This is a genomic window from Trinickia caryophylli (assembly GCF_034424545.1).
GTDB lineage: Bacteria > Pseudomonadota > Gammaproteobacteria > Burkholderiales > Burkholderiaceae > Trinickia > Trinickia caryophylli.
In genome coordinates, this window is record NZ_CP139970.1 from 3,723,873 (window position 1) to 3,737,739 (window position 13,867).

General features: G+C 59.9%; 22 protein-coding genes and 1 pseudogene. 18 read left to right on the top strand and 5 right to left on the bottom strand.

Annotated features, from left to right (window positions below):
- Window positions 1-12 precede the first annotated feature (12 nt).
- The 3 genes from U0034_RS16815 (at window position 13) to U0034_RS16825 (ending at window position 1,949) form a co-directional block, all read left to right on the top strand.
- Window positions 13-1,212: a tyrosine-type recombinase/integrase gene (locus tag U0034_RS16815; protein WP_085226946.1), complete on the top strand. Its 1,200-nt coding sequence runs from the start codon at window positions 13-15 to the stop codon at window positions 1,210-1,212.
- Between the two features lie 161 nt (window positions 1,213-1,373).
- Window positions 1,374-1,544, top strand: a complete 171-nt coding sequence (locus tag U0034_RS16820) for a hypothetical protein (protein WP_158243469.1) — start codon at window positions 1,374-1,376, stop codon at window positions 1,542-1,544.
- Between the two features lie 3 nt (window positions 1,545-1,547).
- The gene (locus U0034_RS16825; RefSeq protein ID WP_085226948.1) at window positions 1,548-1,949 is read left to right on the top strand and encodes a type II toxin-antitoxin system death-on-curing family toxin; all 402 of its coding nucleotides are present in this window, start codon (window positions 1,548-1,550) and stop codon (window positions 1,947-1,949) included.
- A 636-nt stretch (window positions 1,950-2,585) separates the two neighbouring features.
- On the opposite strand, the gene U0034_RS16830 is transcribed toward U0034_RS16825, so the two are convergent.
- Both U0034_RS16830 and U0034_RS16835 read right to left on the bottom strand, forming a co-directional pair.
- Window positions 2,586-2,840: a transcriptional regulator gene (locus U0034_RS16830; protein ID WP_085226952.1), complete on the bottom strand. Its 255-nt coding sequence runs from the start codon at window positions 2,838-2,840 to the stop codon at window positions 2,586-2,588.
- Between the two features lie 79 nt (window positions 2,841-2,919).
- On the bottom strand, window positions 2,920-3,150 hold the full coding sequence (locus tag U0034_RS16835) for a hypothetical protein (protein WP_085226954.1): 231 nt from the start codon (window positions 3,148-3,150) through the stop codon (window positions 2,920-2,922).
- Window positions 3,151-3,166: 16 nt separating this feature from the next.
- Here U0034_RS16835 and U0034_RS16840 point away from each other — a divergent pair, with 16 nt between their 5' ends.
- From U0034_RS16840 to U0034_RS16860, 5 genes are all read left to right on the top strand, one after another.
- Window positions 3,167-3,400 (top strand): DUF4224 domain-containing protein, encoded by a 234-nt coding sequence (locus U0034_RS16840; protein ID WP_085226957.1) that lies wholly within the window; start codon window positions 3,167-3,169, stop codon window positions 3,398-3,400.
- A 319-nt stretch (window positions 3,401-3,719) separates the two neighbouring features.
- Window positions 3,720-3,923, top strand: coding sequence for a hypothetical protein (locus U0034_RS16845; protein WP_102622838.1), 204 nt, complete (start codon window positions 3,720-3,722; stop codon window positions 3,921-3,923).
- A gap of 98 nt (window positions 3,924-4,021) precedes the next feature.
- The gene (locus tag U0034_RS16850; RefSeq protein WP_139831136.1) at window positions 4,022-4,600 is read left to right on the top strand and encodes a hypothetical protein; all 579 of its coding nucleotides are present in this window, start codon (window positions 4,022-4,024) and stop codon (window positions 4,598-4,600) included.
- On the top strand, window positions 4,593-5,078 hold the full coding sequence (locus U0034_RS16855; RefSeq protein WP_085226961.1) for a hypothetical protein: 486 nt from the start codon (window positions 4,593-4,595) through the stop codon (window positions 5,076-5,078). The genes U0034_RS16850 and U0034_RS16855 overlap by 8 nt, the downstream gene beginning before the upstream one ends.
- Window positions 5,071-5,298, top strand: coding sequence for a hypothetical protein (locus U0034_RS16860; RefSeq protein WP_085226963.1), 228 nt, complete (start codon window positions 5,071-5,073; stop codon window positions 5,296-5,298). The genes U0034_RS16855 and U0034_RS16860 overlap by 8 nt, the downstream gene beginning before the upstream one ends.
- Here the strand turns inward: U0034_RS16860 and U0034_RS29240 are convergent.
- Window positions 5,295-5,429: a DUF4224 domain-containing protein gene (locus U0034_RS29240; RefSeq protein ID WP_085226965.1), complete on the bottom strand. Its 135-nt coding sequence runs from the start codon at window positions 5,427-5,429 to the stop codon at window positions 5,295-5,297. The two genes, U0034_RS16860 and U0034_RS29240, sit on opposite strands and share 4 nt — an antisense overlap.
- 237 nt (window positions 5,430-5,666) lie before the next feature.
- On the opposite strand from U0034_RS29240, the gene U0034_RS16865 reads away from it, so the two are divergent.
- The 6 genes from U0034_RS16865 to U0034_RS16890 all read left to right on the top strand — a co-directional run bounded on the left by U0034_RS16865 (window position 5,667) and on the right by U0034_RS16890 (window position 10,690).
- The gene (locus tag U0034_RS16865) at window positions 5,667-6,401 is read left to right on the top strand and encodes a hypothetical protein (RefSeq protein WP_085226967.1); all 735 of its coding nucleotides are present in this window, start codon (window positions 5,667-5,669) and stop codon (window positions 6,399-6,401) included.
- On the top strand, window positions 6,398-7,390 hold the full coding sequence (locus tag U0034_RS16870; RefSeq protein ID WP_085226969.1) for a hypothetical protein: 993 nt from the start codon (window positions 6,398-6,400) through the stop codon (window positions 7,388-7,390). The genes U0034_RS16865 and U0034_RS16870 overlap by 4 nt, the downstream gene beginning before the upstream one ends.
- Window positions 7,391-7,776: 386 nt before the next feature.
- Entirely contained in the window at window positions 7,777-8,061 is a 285-nt protein-coding gene (locus U0034_RS16875; protein ID WP_085226972.1) for a hypothetical protein, read from the top strand.
- Window positions 8,058-8,441: a helix-turn-helix domain-containing protein gene (locus tag U0034_RS16880; protein WP_102622836.1), complete on the top strand. Its 384-nt coding sequence runs from the start codon at window positions 8,058-8,060 to the stop codon at window positions 8,439-8,441. Before U0034_RS16875 ends, U0034_RS16880 begins: the two co-directional genes overlap by 4 nt.
- Complete coding sequence (locus U0034_RS16885) at window positions 8,380-8,907, top strand: hypothetical protein (protein ID WP_158243468.1); 528 nt, start codon at window positions 8,380-8,382, stop codon at window positions 8,905-8,907. The genes U0034_RS16880 and U0034_RS16885 overlap by 62 nt, the downstream gene beginning before the upstream one ends.
- Window positions 8,908-9,178: 271 nt before the next feature.
- Window positions 9,179-10,690 carry a bifunctional DNA primase/helicase gene (locus U0034_RS16890; RefSeq protein WP_233211792.1) on the top strand — a complete coding sequence of 504 codons (1,512 nt, stop codon included), beginning with the start codon at window positions 9,179-9,181 and terminating at the stop codon, window positions 10,688-10,690.
- Window positions 10,691-10,692: 2 nt separating this feature from the next.
- On the opposite strand, the gene U0034_RS16895 is transcribed toward U0034_RS16890, so the two are convergent.
- Window positions 10,693-10,950, bottom strand: coding sequence for a DUF1488 family protein (locus U0034_RS16895; RefSeq protein ID WP_085226976.1), 258 nt, complete (start codon window positions 10,948-10,950; stop codon window positions 10,693-10,695).
- A gap of 46 nt (window positions 10,951-10,996) precedes the next feature.
- Between U0034_RS16895 and U0034_RS16900 the strand changes: the two genes are divergently transcribed.
- The 4 genes and pseudogenes from U0034_RS16900 to U0034_RS29245 all read left to right on the top strand — a co-directional run.
- The gene (locus tag U0034_RS16900; RefSeq protein ID WP_085226978.1) at window positions 10,997-11,341 is read left to right on the top strand and encodes an ArsR family transcriptional regulator; all 345 of its coding nucleotides are present in this window, start codon (window positions 10,997-10,999) and stop codon (window positions 11,339-11,341) included.
- 10 nt (window positions 11,342-11,351) lie between these two features.
- A complete protein-coding gene (locus U0034_RS16905; protein ID WP_085226980.1) occupies window positions 11,352-11,609 on the top strand; it encodes a hypothetical protein in 258 nt (85 codons plus the stop codon).
- A gap of 217 nt (window positions 11,610-11,826) precedes the next feature.
- Window positions 11,827-12,099 (top strand): type II toxin-antitoxin system death-on-curing family toxin, encoded by a 273-nt coding sequence (locus U0034_RS16910; RefSeq protein WP_085226982.1) that lies wholly within the window; start codon window positions 11,827-11,829, stop codon window positions 12,097-12,099.
- A gap of 120 nt (window positions 12,100-12,219) precedes the next feature.
- Window positions 12,220-12,345: pseudogene (locus tag U0034_RS29245) on the top strand (helix-turn-helix domain-containing protein); the annotation flags it as partial.
- Window positions 12,346-13,125: 780 nt separating this feature from the next.
- Here U0034_RS29245 and U0034_RS16915 read toward each other — a convergent pair.
- The gene (locus U0034_RS16915) at window positions 13,126-13,320 is read right to left on the bottom strand and encodes a hypothetical protein (RefSeq protein WP_085226985.1); all 195 of its coding nucleotides are present in this window, start codon (window positions 13,318-13,320) and stop codon (window positions 13,126-13,128) included.
- Between the last annotated feature and the right edge of the window lie 547 nt (window positions 13,321-13,867).

Here is a 13,867-nt window from a genome sequence, read left to right on the forward strand (position 1 = left end):
CCCCAGTTGCGGATGCCCTCGAAACCCCTGACGGACGCCGCTGCGCGCGCCGCAAAGCCTCGCGAGAAGGCCTATAAGCTGGCCGACGGCCAAGGCATGTATCTACACGTAGCGCCGAATGGCGCGAAATACTGGCGGCTGAAGTACCGAGTCGACGGCAAGGAGAGGGTGCATGCCATTGGCATCTATCCGGCAGTCTCCTTACTCGCTGCCCGCAAGGCGCGCGACGCCATCAAAGACCAGATCCGCGCCGGCCTTGACCCAGCTCACGAGAAACGCCGCGCGAAAATCGACGCCGGCCTGCGGCGCACGAACTCCTTCGAGGCGATCGCGCGCGAGTGGCACGACGCAAAATGCCAGACGTGGAAACAGGGATATGCGGACGGCGTGATGAAGCTGCTCGAGAAGGAACTCTTCCCGTCGCTCGGCGCGCAGCCGATTGCGGAGATCGCGGCGCCTGAGCTGCTTGCGGTGCTGCGAAAGATCGAGGCACGCGGTGCGCTCGAAATGTCGAAGAAGTCGATGCAGATCGCCGGCCAGATATTCCGCTTTGGCGTGGCCACTGGCCGCGCCCAGCGCGACCCGACGCCGGATCTCAAAGGGGCGTTGAAAACGCGGAAGGTCAAGCATATGGCGCGCGTCACCGAGGCCGAGTTGCCCGAGCTCATGCGGAAGATCTCCGCCTACGATGGCGAGTTCCAGACGCGGTTGGCGCTGCAGTTCATGGCGTTGACGTTCGTGCGCACCGGCGAGCTGCGATACGCCGAGTGGAGCGAAATCGACGAGGCGAAGGCGGAGTGGCGCATTCCAGCCGAGCGGATGAAAATGCCGGCGCCACACATTGTCCCGTTGTCGACGCAGGCGCTCGAGGTGATTCGTCAGCTCAGGGAGCTCAACGGCCGGTGGCGGTGGGTGTTCCCGAGCCAGTCGAACACGCAGAAGCCGATCAGCGAGAACACGATCCTGTTCGCCTTGTACCGGATGGGCTACCACTCACGGATGACCGGTCACGGCTTCCGCGGGCTGGCGTCCACCATACTGAACGAGCAGGGCTTTCAGTCGGACTGGATCGAGCGTCAGTTGGCGCACAGTGAGCGGGACGACGTGCGCGCGGCCTACAATCACGCTCAGTACCTGTCGGAGCGGCGCCGGATGATGCAGTGGTGGGGGGATTATCTCGATCGAGCGTCGCTCGACGGTTACAGTTTGTAAGAAAAGTCACCATAGGGTGACTGATGCTCGCGGACAGTCGGCACACCCGGTTGCGGACGGTTGTGCTTCCACGCGAACAAAGCGTTACCAACGGTTGAGGAATCCCTAAACTTTTAGTTGTAGAATGCCGTTAAGTAACTTAAACCCGCCGGAGAGTCACTATGAACACGAAAGACACGAAAAAGCCCGTGTCGAGTTCGGCTCGTCCGATGATTGCACCGAAGAACGTGGTTCGCGTTTCCAACGAGTCAGATCGTCGCACGGTCGTTTCCGCAGCTCGAGCAGTCATCAACGAGCATCGCGACGTCATCAAGGCGCTAGCGAAGCGCTGACGCGTGCTGGACGCCGCTTTCGTTCTTCAGATTCACGAAGAAATCCTTCTGGAAGAGCCCGGGCTCCCTGGTTTTGCCGGCCCCGGGTTTGCTGGCCTAGAAAGCGCGCTCGCTCGGATAGACAACTGGGCCGCATATGCGGGTCTGAACGATGTTTTTGGTATCGCGGCAATGTACGCCGTCGCGATCGCGCGGGGGCACATCTTCAATGACGCCAATAAGCGGACGGCCCTTGTCGCAGCTCTCACATACCTGAAACTTCAGGATATCAACGTCGAGCGCAATGCTCGCCTTGAGGACGACATGGTGCATGTCGCCGAAGGAAGGCTTGACGTTCAAGGATTCGCGAACATCGTAGCCAGCATCGCATTAGGCTTTGACGACTTCGACGTCATTCCGAAGTAGCCCGCCCCGCGCGGGCTTTTCACGTCTGCCGCGTGGTCGCCGCGCTGGACGCTACCGGGAACGGGGTTGGCCCCATTACCGGTACATTCTGGCGGCCCAGCAGCACCGACGCAATTTCTCGCCGGGTCCGCGTAGCGAGGTTTCCTCGGATTGAGTAAAGCTGACGAACTCCGCGGCGCTCGGCACCTCGATCGCCTCGCTAACCCGCAGCGGAGGCTGCTCCGGCGGCATCCCATCCATCGCGCCGAGCCGCACCGTCTCCGCCGGCAGCATCCGCGCTAGAATCCCGGCAGCCCGCCGCGAGCGGGCTTTCGCACATTCGACGTTTGAAATGCGAGGTGCGAAATGCAGGGAGGAGCGCAACACCGAGCCGATCGAGCCCGGCTCAAGAAAAAGCGCCGGTCGTGGTGGGCTGGCCAGCCTCCTAAGACCGAAGTGCAACTCGGTCGCTTGATCGACACGCCGACGCCGTGCAGCTGCTGGATGTGTGGCAATCCGAGGCGTTACCTCGGTGAACGAACGATCGGCGAACGTCGATGGGCTCAGTATGTCGATGATGACGGGAAATAGACCGCGCTACTGATTGTCTGCGAGCGCGCGAATCTCACTATGTGGCTATCGCATGGTCGATAGTCACTAGAGCTCGATCTCAGCCCCGATCTCCCGCATCTTCGCGAGTACGCGTTCGAACTCTTCGGCTGAGAGCACGAGACGCGCAGCGCCAAAGAACAGTATCTGCGGGCTCATCTGGCGCGGTTCGGCGCGGCCCGTGTATTTGCGCCATTGCTGACCGTCGGCGACGCCGAATAGCTCGGCCATCTGGTTGCCAGTTTGACCTAGCTCGTTCTTGAGGCGCTGAAAATCTTCAGGGCTTGGTGAAAAATATTTCATGCGAAACGCCTTTGGGTATCGATCAAATTGCGCCGGCAACCGATCGCGCCATCGTCGCGAAGACCTTCGCCGCGACTCCCTATCGCAGCCGCTCGCGCATCGCTTGCCAGTCTATCCCGATCGATCCTTCGACCCACTCGTTGAACCCGTCGATATTGACGAGGATGCGGCCATCGGGCGCTTTGACGCACACGCGATCTTTCTCCCATGTGCCGTCATGGATCTTTCCACGGATCGCCTTCTCTGTGTAGCCGGAGAGTTCGGCGAATCTGCCGATGGTGACGCGGCGGATAGGATAGATTTTCATCATTCGTTGGACCTTGGCTATGAGCGACTATCTATCGTCCCATGAGCTGGCCGACTTGATCGGTTGCAAACCAAACCAACGCCTGATCATGATTCGCTGGCTCGAGGCTCGTCGATGGAAATTCGTGGTGGACCGAAACGGCTTGCCGAAGGTTCTTCGCGCGTATCGAGACTGGAAGCTCGGCATCAGCGAAGAGCGGCCTGATGCTCGTTACGATGCCGGCCCGAACCTCGATGCATTCAAGAAGGGCTGATGAATCGTGCGTCAGCCTGTCGCGTTTTCCCTAGCCATCGAAAAATCGGCTTGACGTTCGTGCGGTAGCGCACGATACTTGAATCGTCGCTGAGACAACAGCGACTGGGTTTGGCGACCCGGACAACACAGGCGGACGACCGCCGCTAGGCGGTATTTTTTCGTCCGTTGTATCATTGCGCACCCAGTTTATGGGTGGGTCGTGATGGGGATGCGCTCGCGCGCATGCCGGTTCCTGTGTTCCGGTTCGCCAACCCCGTCACGTGCCCGCCCACCTCATTTGGCGATGGGAGGCGGGCTCTTGAAACACAGGAGCCATCATGCCCAACGTATCCGTTCGCCCCGAGCACGCCCAGCAACTTATCTCCATCATCACTCAAGCCATTCGCGCGGCTGCTTTGGCCCCATCGGAACGCGAAGCGCTAGACATCGCCGGCGCAGCATTGGCCAGCGCCGCTGCGCTTGCGAAGGCCGATTCGAATCAGCGTTCTGAGCCCATCCTCAGCCTCTTTTCGACGAATTGATCTCGTGACTGCCAGTCGCAGAATCTGCGCTGGGACGCAAAGGAAGTGCGATCACATCATTGGTTAGCACTCCGAATTATTAGATGATGGAGAGTGATATGGACCGAAATACCGAAAAAAACGAACTGAGCCGGTACCAGGAAGCGATCAATGGCATCGACAACATGTGCCAAGTGCAGCTCGGGCAGATCGAATCGCTTACGACGACAATTCTTCGCGCGATGGAGACACCGCAGTTCTGGGCGTCGCCCTTGAATCTCAAGGAAACCCTTGGCCTTATTCAGTACCTCGCGGCCGATCTCAGTAACTACGTCAACGGCGCCGCTGAGAACGTCGGCTGCACTACCGGGACGAGGTCGACGACGAGCGCGACCGCCGAATTTGGGATGCATTCCGTGCAGCTAGCGCGGACGAAGCTAGCCGCGCGGCGATTCAGGCGACTCGCGTCCAAGAGGAGACCAGCAATGTCTGAGACTGAAAAGAGACTTTTGCTGCGCTCGGTCAGCGAACCGACCGCGATGATTCGGGGCGTTCCAAGCCTCAAAGAATTTACCGACGAGGTTGATCCCAAGTGCCTGATCGCGTATGTGCTTCGCATGTCGGAGTTGGCGTTTCAGCTTGAGCAAGCGATAGAGAATTCCACCGAAACGGCGGTAGAGGAGCAGACAAATGGATAAACTCGTCAACCTCGCGTCATTGCCGAAAGAAGAGGCGATCGCGCAAGTGTTCAATCTCGCCCGAGATGTGTTCAGGCAGAAGGACGTATTCGATGAAGTATGGGAAGAGACGCGCTCCGCGTTCATCAACAAGCACTTGCCAAAGGCGTGCGGCCAGAGCGATGAGGAATTCGGCGAGCTGACCGAAGCGGCTTGCGACGCGTTTGACGCTGGGTTCGAGAAAGCCTTCTCTGATGTTCAACCTGCTGCTACGCTCGACCGGGTGAGCGACATGCTGAACGACGAGTCGGCCGCAGCGTGGCAGGTGTTCAACGTTCTCGCGTTCATGGTGGAAGCAGTCGCCGATGACACACCGGATGGGCTGCCAATCCGCTGCACGTTGGTCAATCTGCGCGAGCAGGTAGAAAAGCTGGCAACGAACCTCATGGGCTTGGTGCATAACGCGAAGCTCGAGACAGGAGGGGCTGACCATGCCTGACAACATCGTCTCATTGCCGATGCGTCGTAAAGTGGGCCGGCCGCGGCTGCGCCCGATTGCAGATGTCCCGCGCGCCGATATTTTGGCCTTTCCATCGGCGCGGCCGACGCTGGAGCAGAAACTCGCCGATTACGACGAAGCCATCGACGCCTGCCTTCGGGGAATCCTCGACGCGTCTCGGGCGCTAACGACGCTTTGCAGGAGGTATCCGAAGGGCTAGTTCGCTGCCGACCAGTCGGGCTCCCGCTCCGGCGGATCGTCGTTTTTGGGCTTTTCGCCGAAGAGTCGCTCGACATGGGCGCGCAGGACGGCGATCGATCCATCGGGCCGAACCTTATGATGCACACCCATCTGGTTGAGGGCGTCGCGGCGCGCCGAGTTACGGGCGTAGTGCGTGAGTTAGGTAAGTTCTTCGTCGGTGAGGAACATTGATGGCACGGCTAACCTTTGGCGGAGTTGGTCAAATTTCGGCGTATATTTACGTCGCTACGGGATTTTACAGTTACAACCGCGCCTAGCCCGACGGGGCGAAAGCAGGGCTCCCTTACCCTGCTGTCGCGTTTCATTTTAGGGGTGCGTGAGGGCGCAATGGACCATCGCGTTTGGGCGCTGAGTATCAGCGACATAGCTTCGTCGTGGAAGAAGGAATCGAAACGAGATTACACGTTCGAGATACTATATTCCATCGCATATGGTGAGCTAAGGGTAACCGACCCGCTCGTTGACTCCATGATTCTGGATACAGAAAGAGAAGTCGACGAATTCTTGTCGAGAAATAAAGATTACAGTCTCCACTACCTACATAGCGGTGATGGCCCTATCGTTATGAAAGATAGCCATTTCACTGCGATGAGCGAGGTTATCCAATACGGTGGGCCAAAGACCGTTGACGTCTATGAATTGGCTTCGACCTGTAATCAGCTATGCATAAGGAAAGAAGACTTTCATAAATGGGCGGAAAGGAAGGGATTGCCGTTACCCAAATTTTGGTTCGATGGCATTGACCTCGATATGTCCTCATCCGATGAAGGTCAAGCTGCGCCATCGGCCGCTACTGTTATCGATGTCCCTTCCGACCTATCGAGACGCGAGCGCGAATCGCTGCAAAAGCAGATAGCCGCACTGGCCTTGGTATTGGCCGAGAAGTCGGCCAAGTATAAAAACGGAGACAAGCCGAACGCGAACCAGATTGCGGAAGCTGTTGCACTCGTGTTAAACGCGCTGCCAGATGCGAATACACGCGGGGTTAGCTCTGCGTCTTTGCGCGCCAGCATCAAGGCAGGGATTGCGATGCTGCAAGACAAGCGCGAGGAGGTTGAGTGAGCAAGCTATTCAGCCTGAAGGAGTGGGTAACGCTACCGGATGCGGCGACGCATCTGTCCGCAGTATTCGGCGAGGAAGTGTCGGAAGCTGACTTGCTGCAATTTTCGCTCGAAGGGCGGCTGACGCTTTCGGTCAACTTCGTGAATGGTGCTTACGCGCGCTACGGCAGAATTGTTGGGCCTGAAAGCGTTGAGTGGGGCGATCTCCCTAGTCTCGAAAGCATTCCCGGCCACGATGGCGCAACGCACATTCGCTTCATGCGGAGTCTAAAACTCTACGAGGATCGAGATCAATACGTTAACTTTGGCAATGATGTAATCAAGATCGATGGTGTTTGGGACTTGCCCTTGCTGGGCGGCGATCGGCTCGATGTTGAGCATAGGTTTCAGATGCTGATCGGCGGCCATCCTGTCACCTCTACAAATCTTGAAGGTTCATTCGTTCAGCGGGCGGATCTCGTTTGCCAGCTTCAAGAGAGTATGGACGATAACGAGTACGCAGCGGGGTCAAGCGCGCAACTTACGAAACTGAAGCAATTTATCAATGAAGAAAAACTGCCTGCCGAAGAGGGCGACGCGCTGTTGAAGGTGCACGCCGAGATGCGGAAGAAGTTTCTCGCTGATAGAAAGGCGAGACCCGCCAGCGAAGGCTATTATCCGGCTGGAGGTCTGCCAGAAGACCGTAATCTCGTTGTGCGCACAAGCAATCTGGCTTCTTTCATTCAGAGCGTGAGTGTCGTGCCTAGCGTCGAGCCGAGCACGCTAAGCACCCGAGAACGGGAGTCGCTTCAGAAGCAGATAGGCGCGCTGGCGCTGCTTCTGGCGGAAAAGAACGGTCGATATAAGAAGAATGACGGGCCGAGCGCAAATGCGATTGCAGACGACGTAACTGCGGTCCTGTCCGGCAGGCCGAATGCTGACGCCAGGGGCGTTAGTCATACATCCCTACGCGACAGTATCGGGGCCGGAATCCGCCTCCTGAGGGGCTAATCGTTTGCCAGTTGGCAACGAGTTTTGCCAACTGGCAAACAGACGGGCGCAGATGACAATAATGAGAAGCCATGTACACCAACCTTGCATGAGGTTAGAAGCATGGCAGCAAGAACAGGCGAACGTGTGCGCGGTGGCGCACAACTCCCGCAACCCGCATCCCTTCCCATCGACGGTTTTTCGTCGTTCCCGCGTGTAAAGGCGTTCACTGGCGGCCTGTCCCGCGAAACGATCCGCCTTTGGGAGATTGCCGGTCGCTTCCCGCGGCACATCTCCCCGACGCAGCGCACGGCCCTTTGGCCTAACGCCGAATTGCACCGCTGGGCGTCGAATCCCGCCGCCTACCGCGCCACTCCCGCTGAACAGCAAGCCGCCTGAGGTCCGCCATGTCGATTCCTCAGGTGCGCGTGCGCGCGCCGCACGCATTCGTTCGTCCGAAGCTCGACTCATGGTCGATCGCCGCAGTCGACCATATCGACGTGACCGGTCAGGCCCGCGCTGACGCTGAGCGCGAGGCGAGAATATCCGCGCTCGGCGTGTTGATGGAATCGCCGTCGGCCACGCCTCTTTGGCGCCGCATCTGCATGGCGGAGATGCACCGCGAGATCCGCGCGCGCAGCGCCGATCAGCGCGTGGCCATGGAACTCGCCCTTGCAGAGGCGATGCGATGAGCGTTCAGGCAATGGCATGGGCCATCGAGCAGGAGATAGTCCTGGACGCTTCCGCGCGGCATGTTCTGCTGTGTCTCGCGAACTACGCGGACCACGCCGGCAAAGCGGCGTTCCCATCAGTCGCGACGCTCGTCAAAGACACCAGGATGTCAGAGCGGTCCGTGCGCGCCAAACTGGGCGAACTCGAGAAGATCGGTGTCATCCAGAAGGGCAATCAGGCCATCGTTGCTGCCTACATCGACCGTGGCGACCGCCGGCCGGTGAGCTACGACCTGATGATGAAACGGGGTGTCACTGCTGCACCCCGTGAGGAACGGGGTGCAAATTTCGACGCCACGGGGTGCAGCCGTTGCACCCAATCCATCCTTAACCATCAATAAACCATCAAAGAACCGCTCTTGTGCGATCGACGAGAAATTCGAGGAAGCATGGCGGCTGTATCCGAAGCGTGATGGCGGGAACTCGAAGAAGGCCGCGTTGAAGGCTTGGAACGCTCGGATCCGTGAAGGCGTGAGCGCGGATTCGCTGATCGCCGCGGTGAAGGCCTACGCGGCCGCGATGGTGGCGAAGAGCAACGTCGGCACGCCGTACGTCAAGCAGGCTGCGACGTTCTTCGGGCCCGACAGGCACTTCGACGAGTACGCGCCGCAGGCAGCCGAGCAGGGGGATCTGCTGTCGGCGGACGATGCTCCTGTGGCGTGGTGGACCGCAGCCGGCTTCGGCAACCAGTGGGACGCGATCAATGCCGGGTGCACGGAGCGCAACGCGGGCCTCTGGCGTGATGGCAGGCCGACGCGCAGGATCCCCGGCGCGAACGTCGAGCCGTGGCCTCAGGAGGCAGCGTGAACGCTCACGAACTGGCCGCCCTGATGGCCGAAAACGCCGTTCAGATCGCCGAGTACCTGCTACCGCAAGGCAAGAAGCAGGGCAAGGAATGGAAGGTCGGTAGTGTGGGCGGCGAGGCCGGCAAGAGCCTATCGGTCTGCATCAGCGGCGCGAAGCGCGGCGTGTGGCGAGATTTCAATGCCGGCATCGACGGCGATATGCTCGATCTTTGGTGCCAGTGCCGCAGCCAGTCGGTCGCGGAGGCGATGCGCGATGCCAAGCAGTACTCGGCGTGCGCGACGAGATGCCGCAGCGCGTGGCGCCGGTCTACAAGCGCCCGGGGCGCCCGCAGTGCACGCGGCCCACGACCATCATCGGAGAATGGCTGTCGGATAGCGGTCTCACCGAGGCCACGATCGACGCGTTCAAGATCTGCGAGCAGGTCCGCGGCGACGTCACGTACGCCGTCTTTCCGTACCTGCGCGACGGCGAGCTCATCAACGCGAAGTACCGAAACATCGCATCGAAGGCCGACATGCGGCAGGAGGCGGGCGCCGAGCCGTGCCTCTTTGGCTGGCACCTGATCGATCCGCGGCAGCGAAGCGTGGCGATCACCGAAGGCGAGATCGATGCGATGACGCTGCATCAGGTCGGCATCCCGGCGCTGTCGGTGAACGCCGGCGCCGGCAATCACCAGTGGCTCGACAACGACTGGTCGAAGCTCGAGCGCTTCAGCACGATCTACCTGTGCTTCGACAACGATGAGGCGGGGCGGAAGGGCGTCAAGGAGGTGGCGAACCGCCTCGGCCTCGAGCGGTGCCGAGTCGTCACGTTCGGCGCCTCGAAGGACGCGAACGAGTACCTGCTCGGCGGCGCATCTCCGGCGGATTTTCGGTGCTGCCTGTCCGAGTCGAAGACATTCGATCCCGACGAGTTGCGCTCGATCTCGGATTTCTGGCCGGCGGTCAAGGCGCTTTTCTATCCGTCCCAGGAGGACGGCCACCATCCGTTCCTCCGTTTCGGCGACGAATCGCAAGTCTGGTTCGAGTTTCGCCCTGGCGAGGTGACCGTCTGGTCGGGCTACAACGGGCACGGCAAGTCGCTGCTGCTGAACCAGGTGCAGATCGGGCTCATCCTGCAGGGCGAGCGCTCCTGCGTGTTCTCGGGCGAGATGACGCCAGCGCGACAAGGCAAGCGTCTCGCGAAGCAGCTCGGCGCCGTCGATCGACCGTCTATCGCCTACCTCAATCACATGGAGCAATGGCTGCGCGAGCGCATGTGGCTGTTCGCGCTCGTCGGTACCGCGTCGATCGACCGGCTCATCAGCGTATTCACGTACGCCTACAAGCGCTACGGCATACGGCATTGCGTCATCGACTCGTTGATGATGACCGACGTCCAATCGGACGGGCCCGGAGCGATCACGGCTCAGAAGGAGGCAATGCGCAAACTCGCAAATTGGGCGCGCGCCAACGATACGCACGTGCATCTCGTCGCGCACCCCCGCAAGGGGCAGGACGAGAAGCGTATGCCGGGCAAGCAGGACATCTCGGGCTCAGGTGTCATCACGGACGCGGCCGACAACGTGTTCACGGTGTGGTCGGCAGGAAAGGATGGCGAGGACGCCAGCGACGAAGAGCCGGACGCCTTTCTCGAGCTTCACAAACAGCGCAACGGCGATACGCAGCACCGCCGCCTCGCGCTCTACTTCAACCGCGAGGCGCAGCAGTTCGGCACGAGCCGCATGCGCCGGCCGCACGTGTACCTGCCGTATAGCACTGCCAGCTCGGAGCCGGCAGTATGAAACTAGAAATTGCTGCTTCCCAATCGAATCGAGCTAACCCCGGGATTTCTGCGCCGCATTTCGTAGGCCGCTTTTCGAATTCGCTCTTTGTGAGCTTCGAAGACTGCGCCCGCGTCGTGGTTGCCCCCCTGGTCCAAAACCGCCAAGGCTGTGCGGGAGATCGTTGCGGGAATTTCGTCGGATCCATCTTTGACGGTGAACGACAAATAGTCGCCGGTCTCGACGGTTCTCACATCAAAGATCTCAAAGCTGTCTTCCATTACGGCTCCCAAGTCAGCGGCGGAACAATCGTAACACGGTGGAATCGTGAAGCAGAACGAGCGTGAAGGATCGGCGCAGCGCACACTCTGCGCGCTCCTTGAGGGGCTCGGCCCGCTGACGGTAAGCGAGCTCGCCGATCGCCGCGGCGTTCACCCGCGCGCCACCGCGCGCCAGCTCGCTGCGCTGATCGGCTCGGGCTACGTGAAGCGGATCGGCCGGCCAGCGAGGTACGAAAGAACGGTGAAGCGTCTGCCGCCGGCGGTGCCCAGGACGGCCAAGTCGGAAGCGGTAGCGCGCGCCCGCCGGCGCGACGCCGAGGCGCGTCACAAACCACTCATCAAGCGCGATCAGCGAGAGCTCGATCGGGTATTCGCGGCATGGCGTACGTAAGGAGGCAGAAATGACGGTGCATAGGCTGAATCCGGGCAACGAGGAACAGATGTACGAGCAAATGACGAAAATCTGCGCCGTGCTCGTCATGAAAATGGGCGGAAGCGTCGAGATATCGACGAGCGACTTCGCTGAGTTGTTGGCTATGTTCCCGGGAGACATTCCGACGCTCATCACGCAGACGCACGAATACAGCTTCGAGTTGTCTCTCGTGTCGACGACGGATGGCAAGCGGCTGGCTCGGGAAGCGGGAGGGTTGCCGCAATGAAGATCGGACTGAGCCACATGCTTCTCCTCGCGCTGCTTGCGGCCGCCGCCTCGCGGGCACCTCCTCGGCACCTCGAACCCGTTGTAAGACCTGCCAGCCAACGCCGATGTTGCGCTGCGTCCGGCCTGATAACGCACGTCCATCGTGGTGAGAGTGGCACAAGTCATTGAATTAATTGAATTCATTGAATTGTTGCGGTGCATCCAGACTTGACATAATGGGTATCAACAACCTGCAGGATGTTTTCGAGATCGCCGGGATGTACGCAGAGGCGATAGCGCGTGGGCATGCGTTCTCTGATGCGAATAAGCGAACGGCACTCGTTTCGGCGCTGACCTATCTGTTGCTGGAAAATTTCATGGTGGCTCGAAGTGCCGCGCTCGAAGAAATCATGGTGGACGTTGCAGAGAGGCGGCTGAATTATCTAGACGTTGCAAACGTCTTTTCGACGTTAGCAGTTCCTCTCGATAAGCTTCTCGAGAAAGGCTAGAAGGAATAAGGACAGGCCCGCCCCGTGAACCGCACCCCAAAAGTTGGACACCGATCCAAGCTTTGGGGTGTTTTTCATGGCGAACTACGACGAGCAGTTCCGATAACGCTTGGTTAAGGCATGTCTGCGCAAAGGCGCAACCGTGGTGACGTGGCGACGCGTCAAGGGATCGACTATTCGATGCTGCACCATTGGGTTGCAAGCTATCGAGCGCATGGCCGCGCAGGGCTTCGCGGAAAGTTCAGTCCGTTGAAGCGCCTCGTCGGGCGGCGTGGTTTGGTAGAAGGAAAAGGACGTGCCAAAAGCATGCATTCGTTGATGCTTTGGCGGCCGGCCCGGGGCCGTCCCAGAAACACCAAGTACCACCTGCGCGGCGACGCCTCGGACGCACCGACATAGGCTCATGGTGCGGACGGCGGACGCCGTTCGATGTGCCGGACACGGGAGCTCCGGGCGGCCGCGGCGGGTTTGCACGCGTTTCTCGGGCATGGCGCCGGTGGCCGAACTTTTACGTATATCGGTGCGTATAAGGCGATACGGCAGGGTGGCTGGTACCAAGAGAGTAACGCCAGAGCGGAATTCTTCCGATTCCTCGTGGGGGGGCCAAAGATTTGTGGCCGTCTATCGCCCGGATCTGCGCCCTTAGGCAAGGGATGCCTGCATAGGGGAGCCTGCTTCCACACCAGGCCGAACCAAGCCGAACGCGCGCCCCGCCCGAAAGCGGGGTTTTCACATTCCGTTCCCGGCTCCAAGCCAAGCTTCCACGCCTGCGCCTGACGTAGCCGCGGGCGGGCGCTCACTAGCCGGCGGCCGAGCGCCGCAGGCTGTACAGATAGTCGGCGATGCGATTACCCGCAAGAACGGCGACCAGCAGGACGACGGAGACTTTCAGCAGGGGCTTCATGATCGGTTTCCGGTTGATTTGACGGCGGCATTCAGTGCATCCCTCGCGCCACAGAATGCTGTGAACCTGCCGAGGCGTTCATCGCGGCAAACGGGCGATGCAGTTGCAGTGGAGCGGCGCGCCTACGATCCGTTCGTTGCACCGCCGCCAGCGCTGTCCGCACCCGGCGCCCCGACCTCCGGCGTATCGCGTACCGGCGCTTGATCCGGCTCGATATCCGTATCCGGCAGCGCTTCAGGCGTGCGCGCGGGCGGCGTGCCGCGCCCTATCTCCGATTGCGCCGGGTTGGTCTTTCTGTGCTCGGTGTCGTTTCCCATCGTTGCGGTTCCTCGATCGAAAGCAAAGCGCTATGCACTGCCGCACGCAGTCTCACTGCGGTCCGATTGCCGTTGATCGATCGAGCAACGCTCGTGCCGCGAGCGAAATCGACGAGCGAGCCTTCATCTGTTCTCGCGGTGCCTGCTCTGCCAGTATTGCTTGGTGCTTCCGTATCTCGAAAGAGCGGCGGTCAACCATTAAATCAGTGGCAAGTGAGATTTTTCTGAATTTATAGGACGGAATGAAGGGAATATTCTGATTTGACTATTTCGAGATGACATTCGCAGGCGCAGCGGTTGTTGATCGCATTGGCATCGGCTAGAATCGGTCGCCCATGCCGCGCCAGCGCTGGCGCGAGCGTTTCAATGACCGTCCGTCAGGGAGCGGCCGATTCCGAATTTTCTCGGGCGCGCATTGCGGATAATTCACAGAAATCGCAGGGCGATTATTTCAAGAATTGCGAGCGCCCGCGATTCGTGCCAGGTTGCGGGGCTGCTGGCGGTAATTGAATTCAGGCAAAACACATATTCGAATTAGCCAATGAGA

Coding starts and splice junctions, on each gene's coding strand:
- U0034_RS16815 (WP_085226946.1), top strand. CDS start 13: ATGCCCTCGAAACCCCTGACGGACGCCGCTGCGCGCGCCGCAAAGCCT.
- U0034_RS16820 (WP_158243469.1), top strand. CDS start 1,374: ATGAACACGAAAGACACGAAAAAGCCCGTGTCGAGTTCGGCTCGTCCG.
- U0034_RS16830 (WP_085226952.1), bottom strand. CDS start 2,840: ATGAAATATTTTTCACCAAGCCCTGAAGATTTTCAGCGCCTCAAGAAC.
- U0034_RS16835 (WP_085226954.1), bottom strand. CDS start 3,150: ATGATGAAAATCTATCCTATCCGCCGCGTCACCATCGGCAGATTCGCC.
- U0034_RS16840 (WP_085226957.1), top strand. CDS start 3,167: ATGAGCGACTATCTATCGTCCCATGAGCTGGCCGACTTGATCGGTTGC.
- U0034_RS16845 (WP_102622838.1), top strand. CDS start 3,720: ATGCCCAACGTATCCGTTCGCCCCGAGCACGCCCAGCAACTTATCTCC.
- U0034_RS16850 (WP_139831136.1), top strand. CDS start 4,022: ATGGACCGAAATACCGAAAAAAACGAACTGAGCCGGTACCAGGAAGCG.
- U0034_RS16855 (WP_085226961.1), top strand. CDS start 4,593: ATGGATAAACTCGTCAACCTCGCGTCATTGCCGAAAGAAGAGGCGATC.
- U0034_RS16860 (WP_085226963.1), top strand. CDS start 5,071: ATGCCTGACAACATCGTCTCATTGCCGATGCGTCGTAAAGTGGGCCGG.
- U0034_RS29240 (WP_085226965.1), bottom strand. CDS start 5,429: ATGGGTGTGCATCATAAGGTTCGGCCCGATGGATCGATCGCCGTCCTG.
- U0034_RS16865 (WP_085226967.1), top strand. CDS start 5,667: ATGGACCATCGCGTTTGGGCGCTGAGTATCAGCGACATAGCTTCGTCG.
- U0034_RS16875 (WP_085226972.1), top strand. CDS start 7,777: ATGTCGATTCCTCAGGTGCGCGTGCGCGCGCCGCACGCATTCGTTCGT.
- U0034_RS16880 (WP_102622836.1), top strand. CDS start 8,058: ATGAGCGTTCAGGCAATGGCATGGGCCATCGAGCAGGAGATAGTCCTG.
- U0034_RS16895 (WP_085226976.1), bottom strand. CDS start 10,950: ATGGAAGACAGCTTTGAGATCTTTGATGTGAGAACCGTCGAGACCGGC.
- U0034_RS16905 (WP_085226980.1), top strand. CDS start 11,352: ATGACGGTGCATAGGCTGAATCCGGGCAACGAGGAACAGATGTACGAG.
- U0034_RS16910 (WP_085226982.1), top strand. CDS start 11,827: ATGGGTATCAACAACCTGCAGGATGTTTTCGAGATCGCCGGGATGTAC.
- U0034_RS16915 (WP_085226985.1), bottom strand. CDS start 13,320: ATGGGAAACGACACCGAGCACAGAAAGACCAACCCGGCGCAATCGGAG.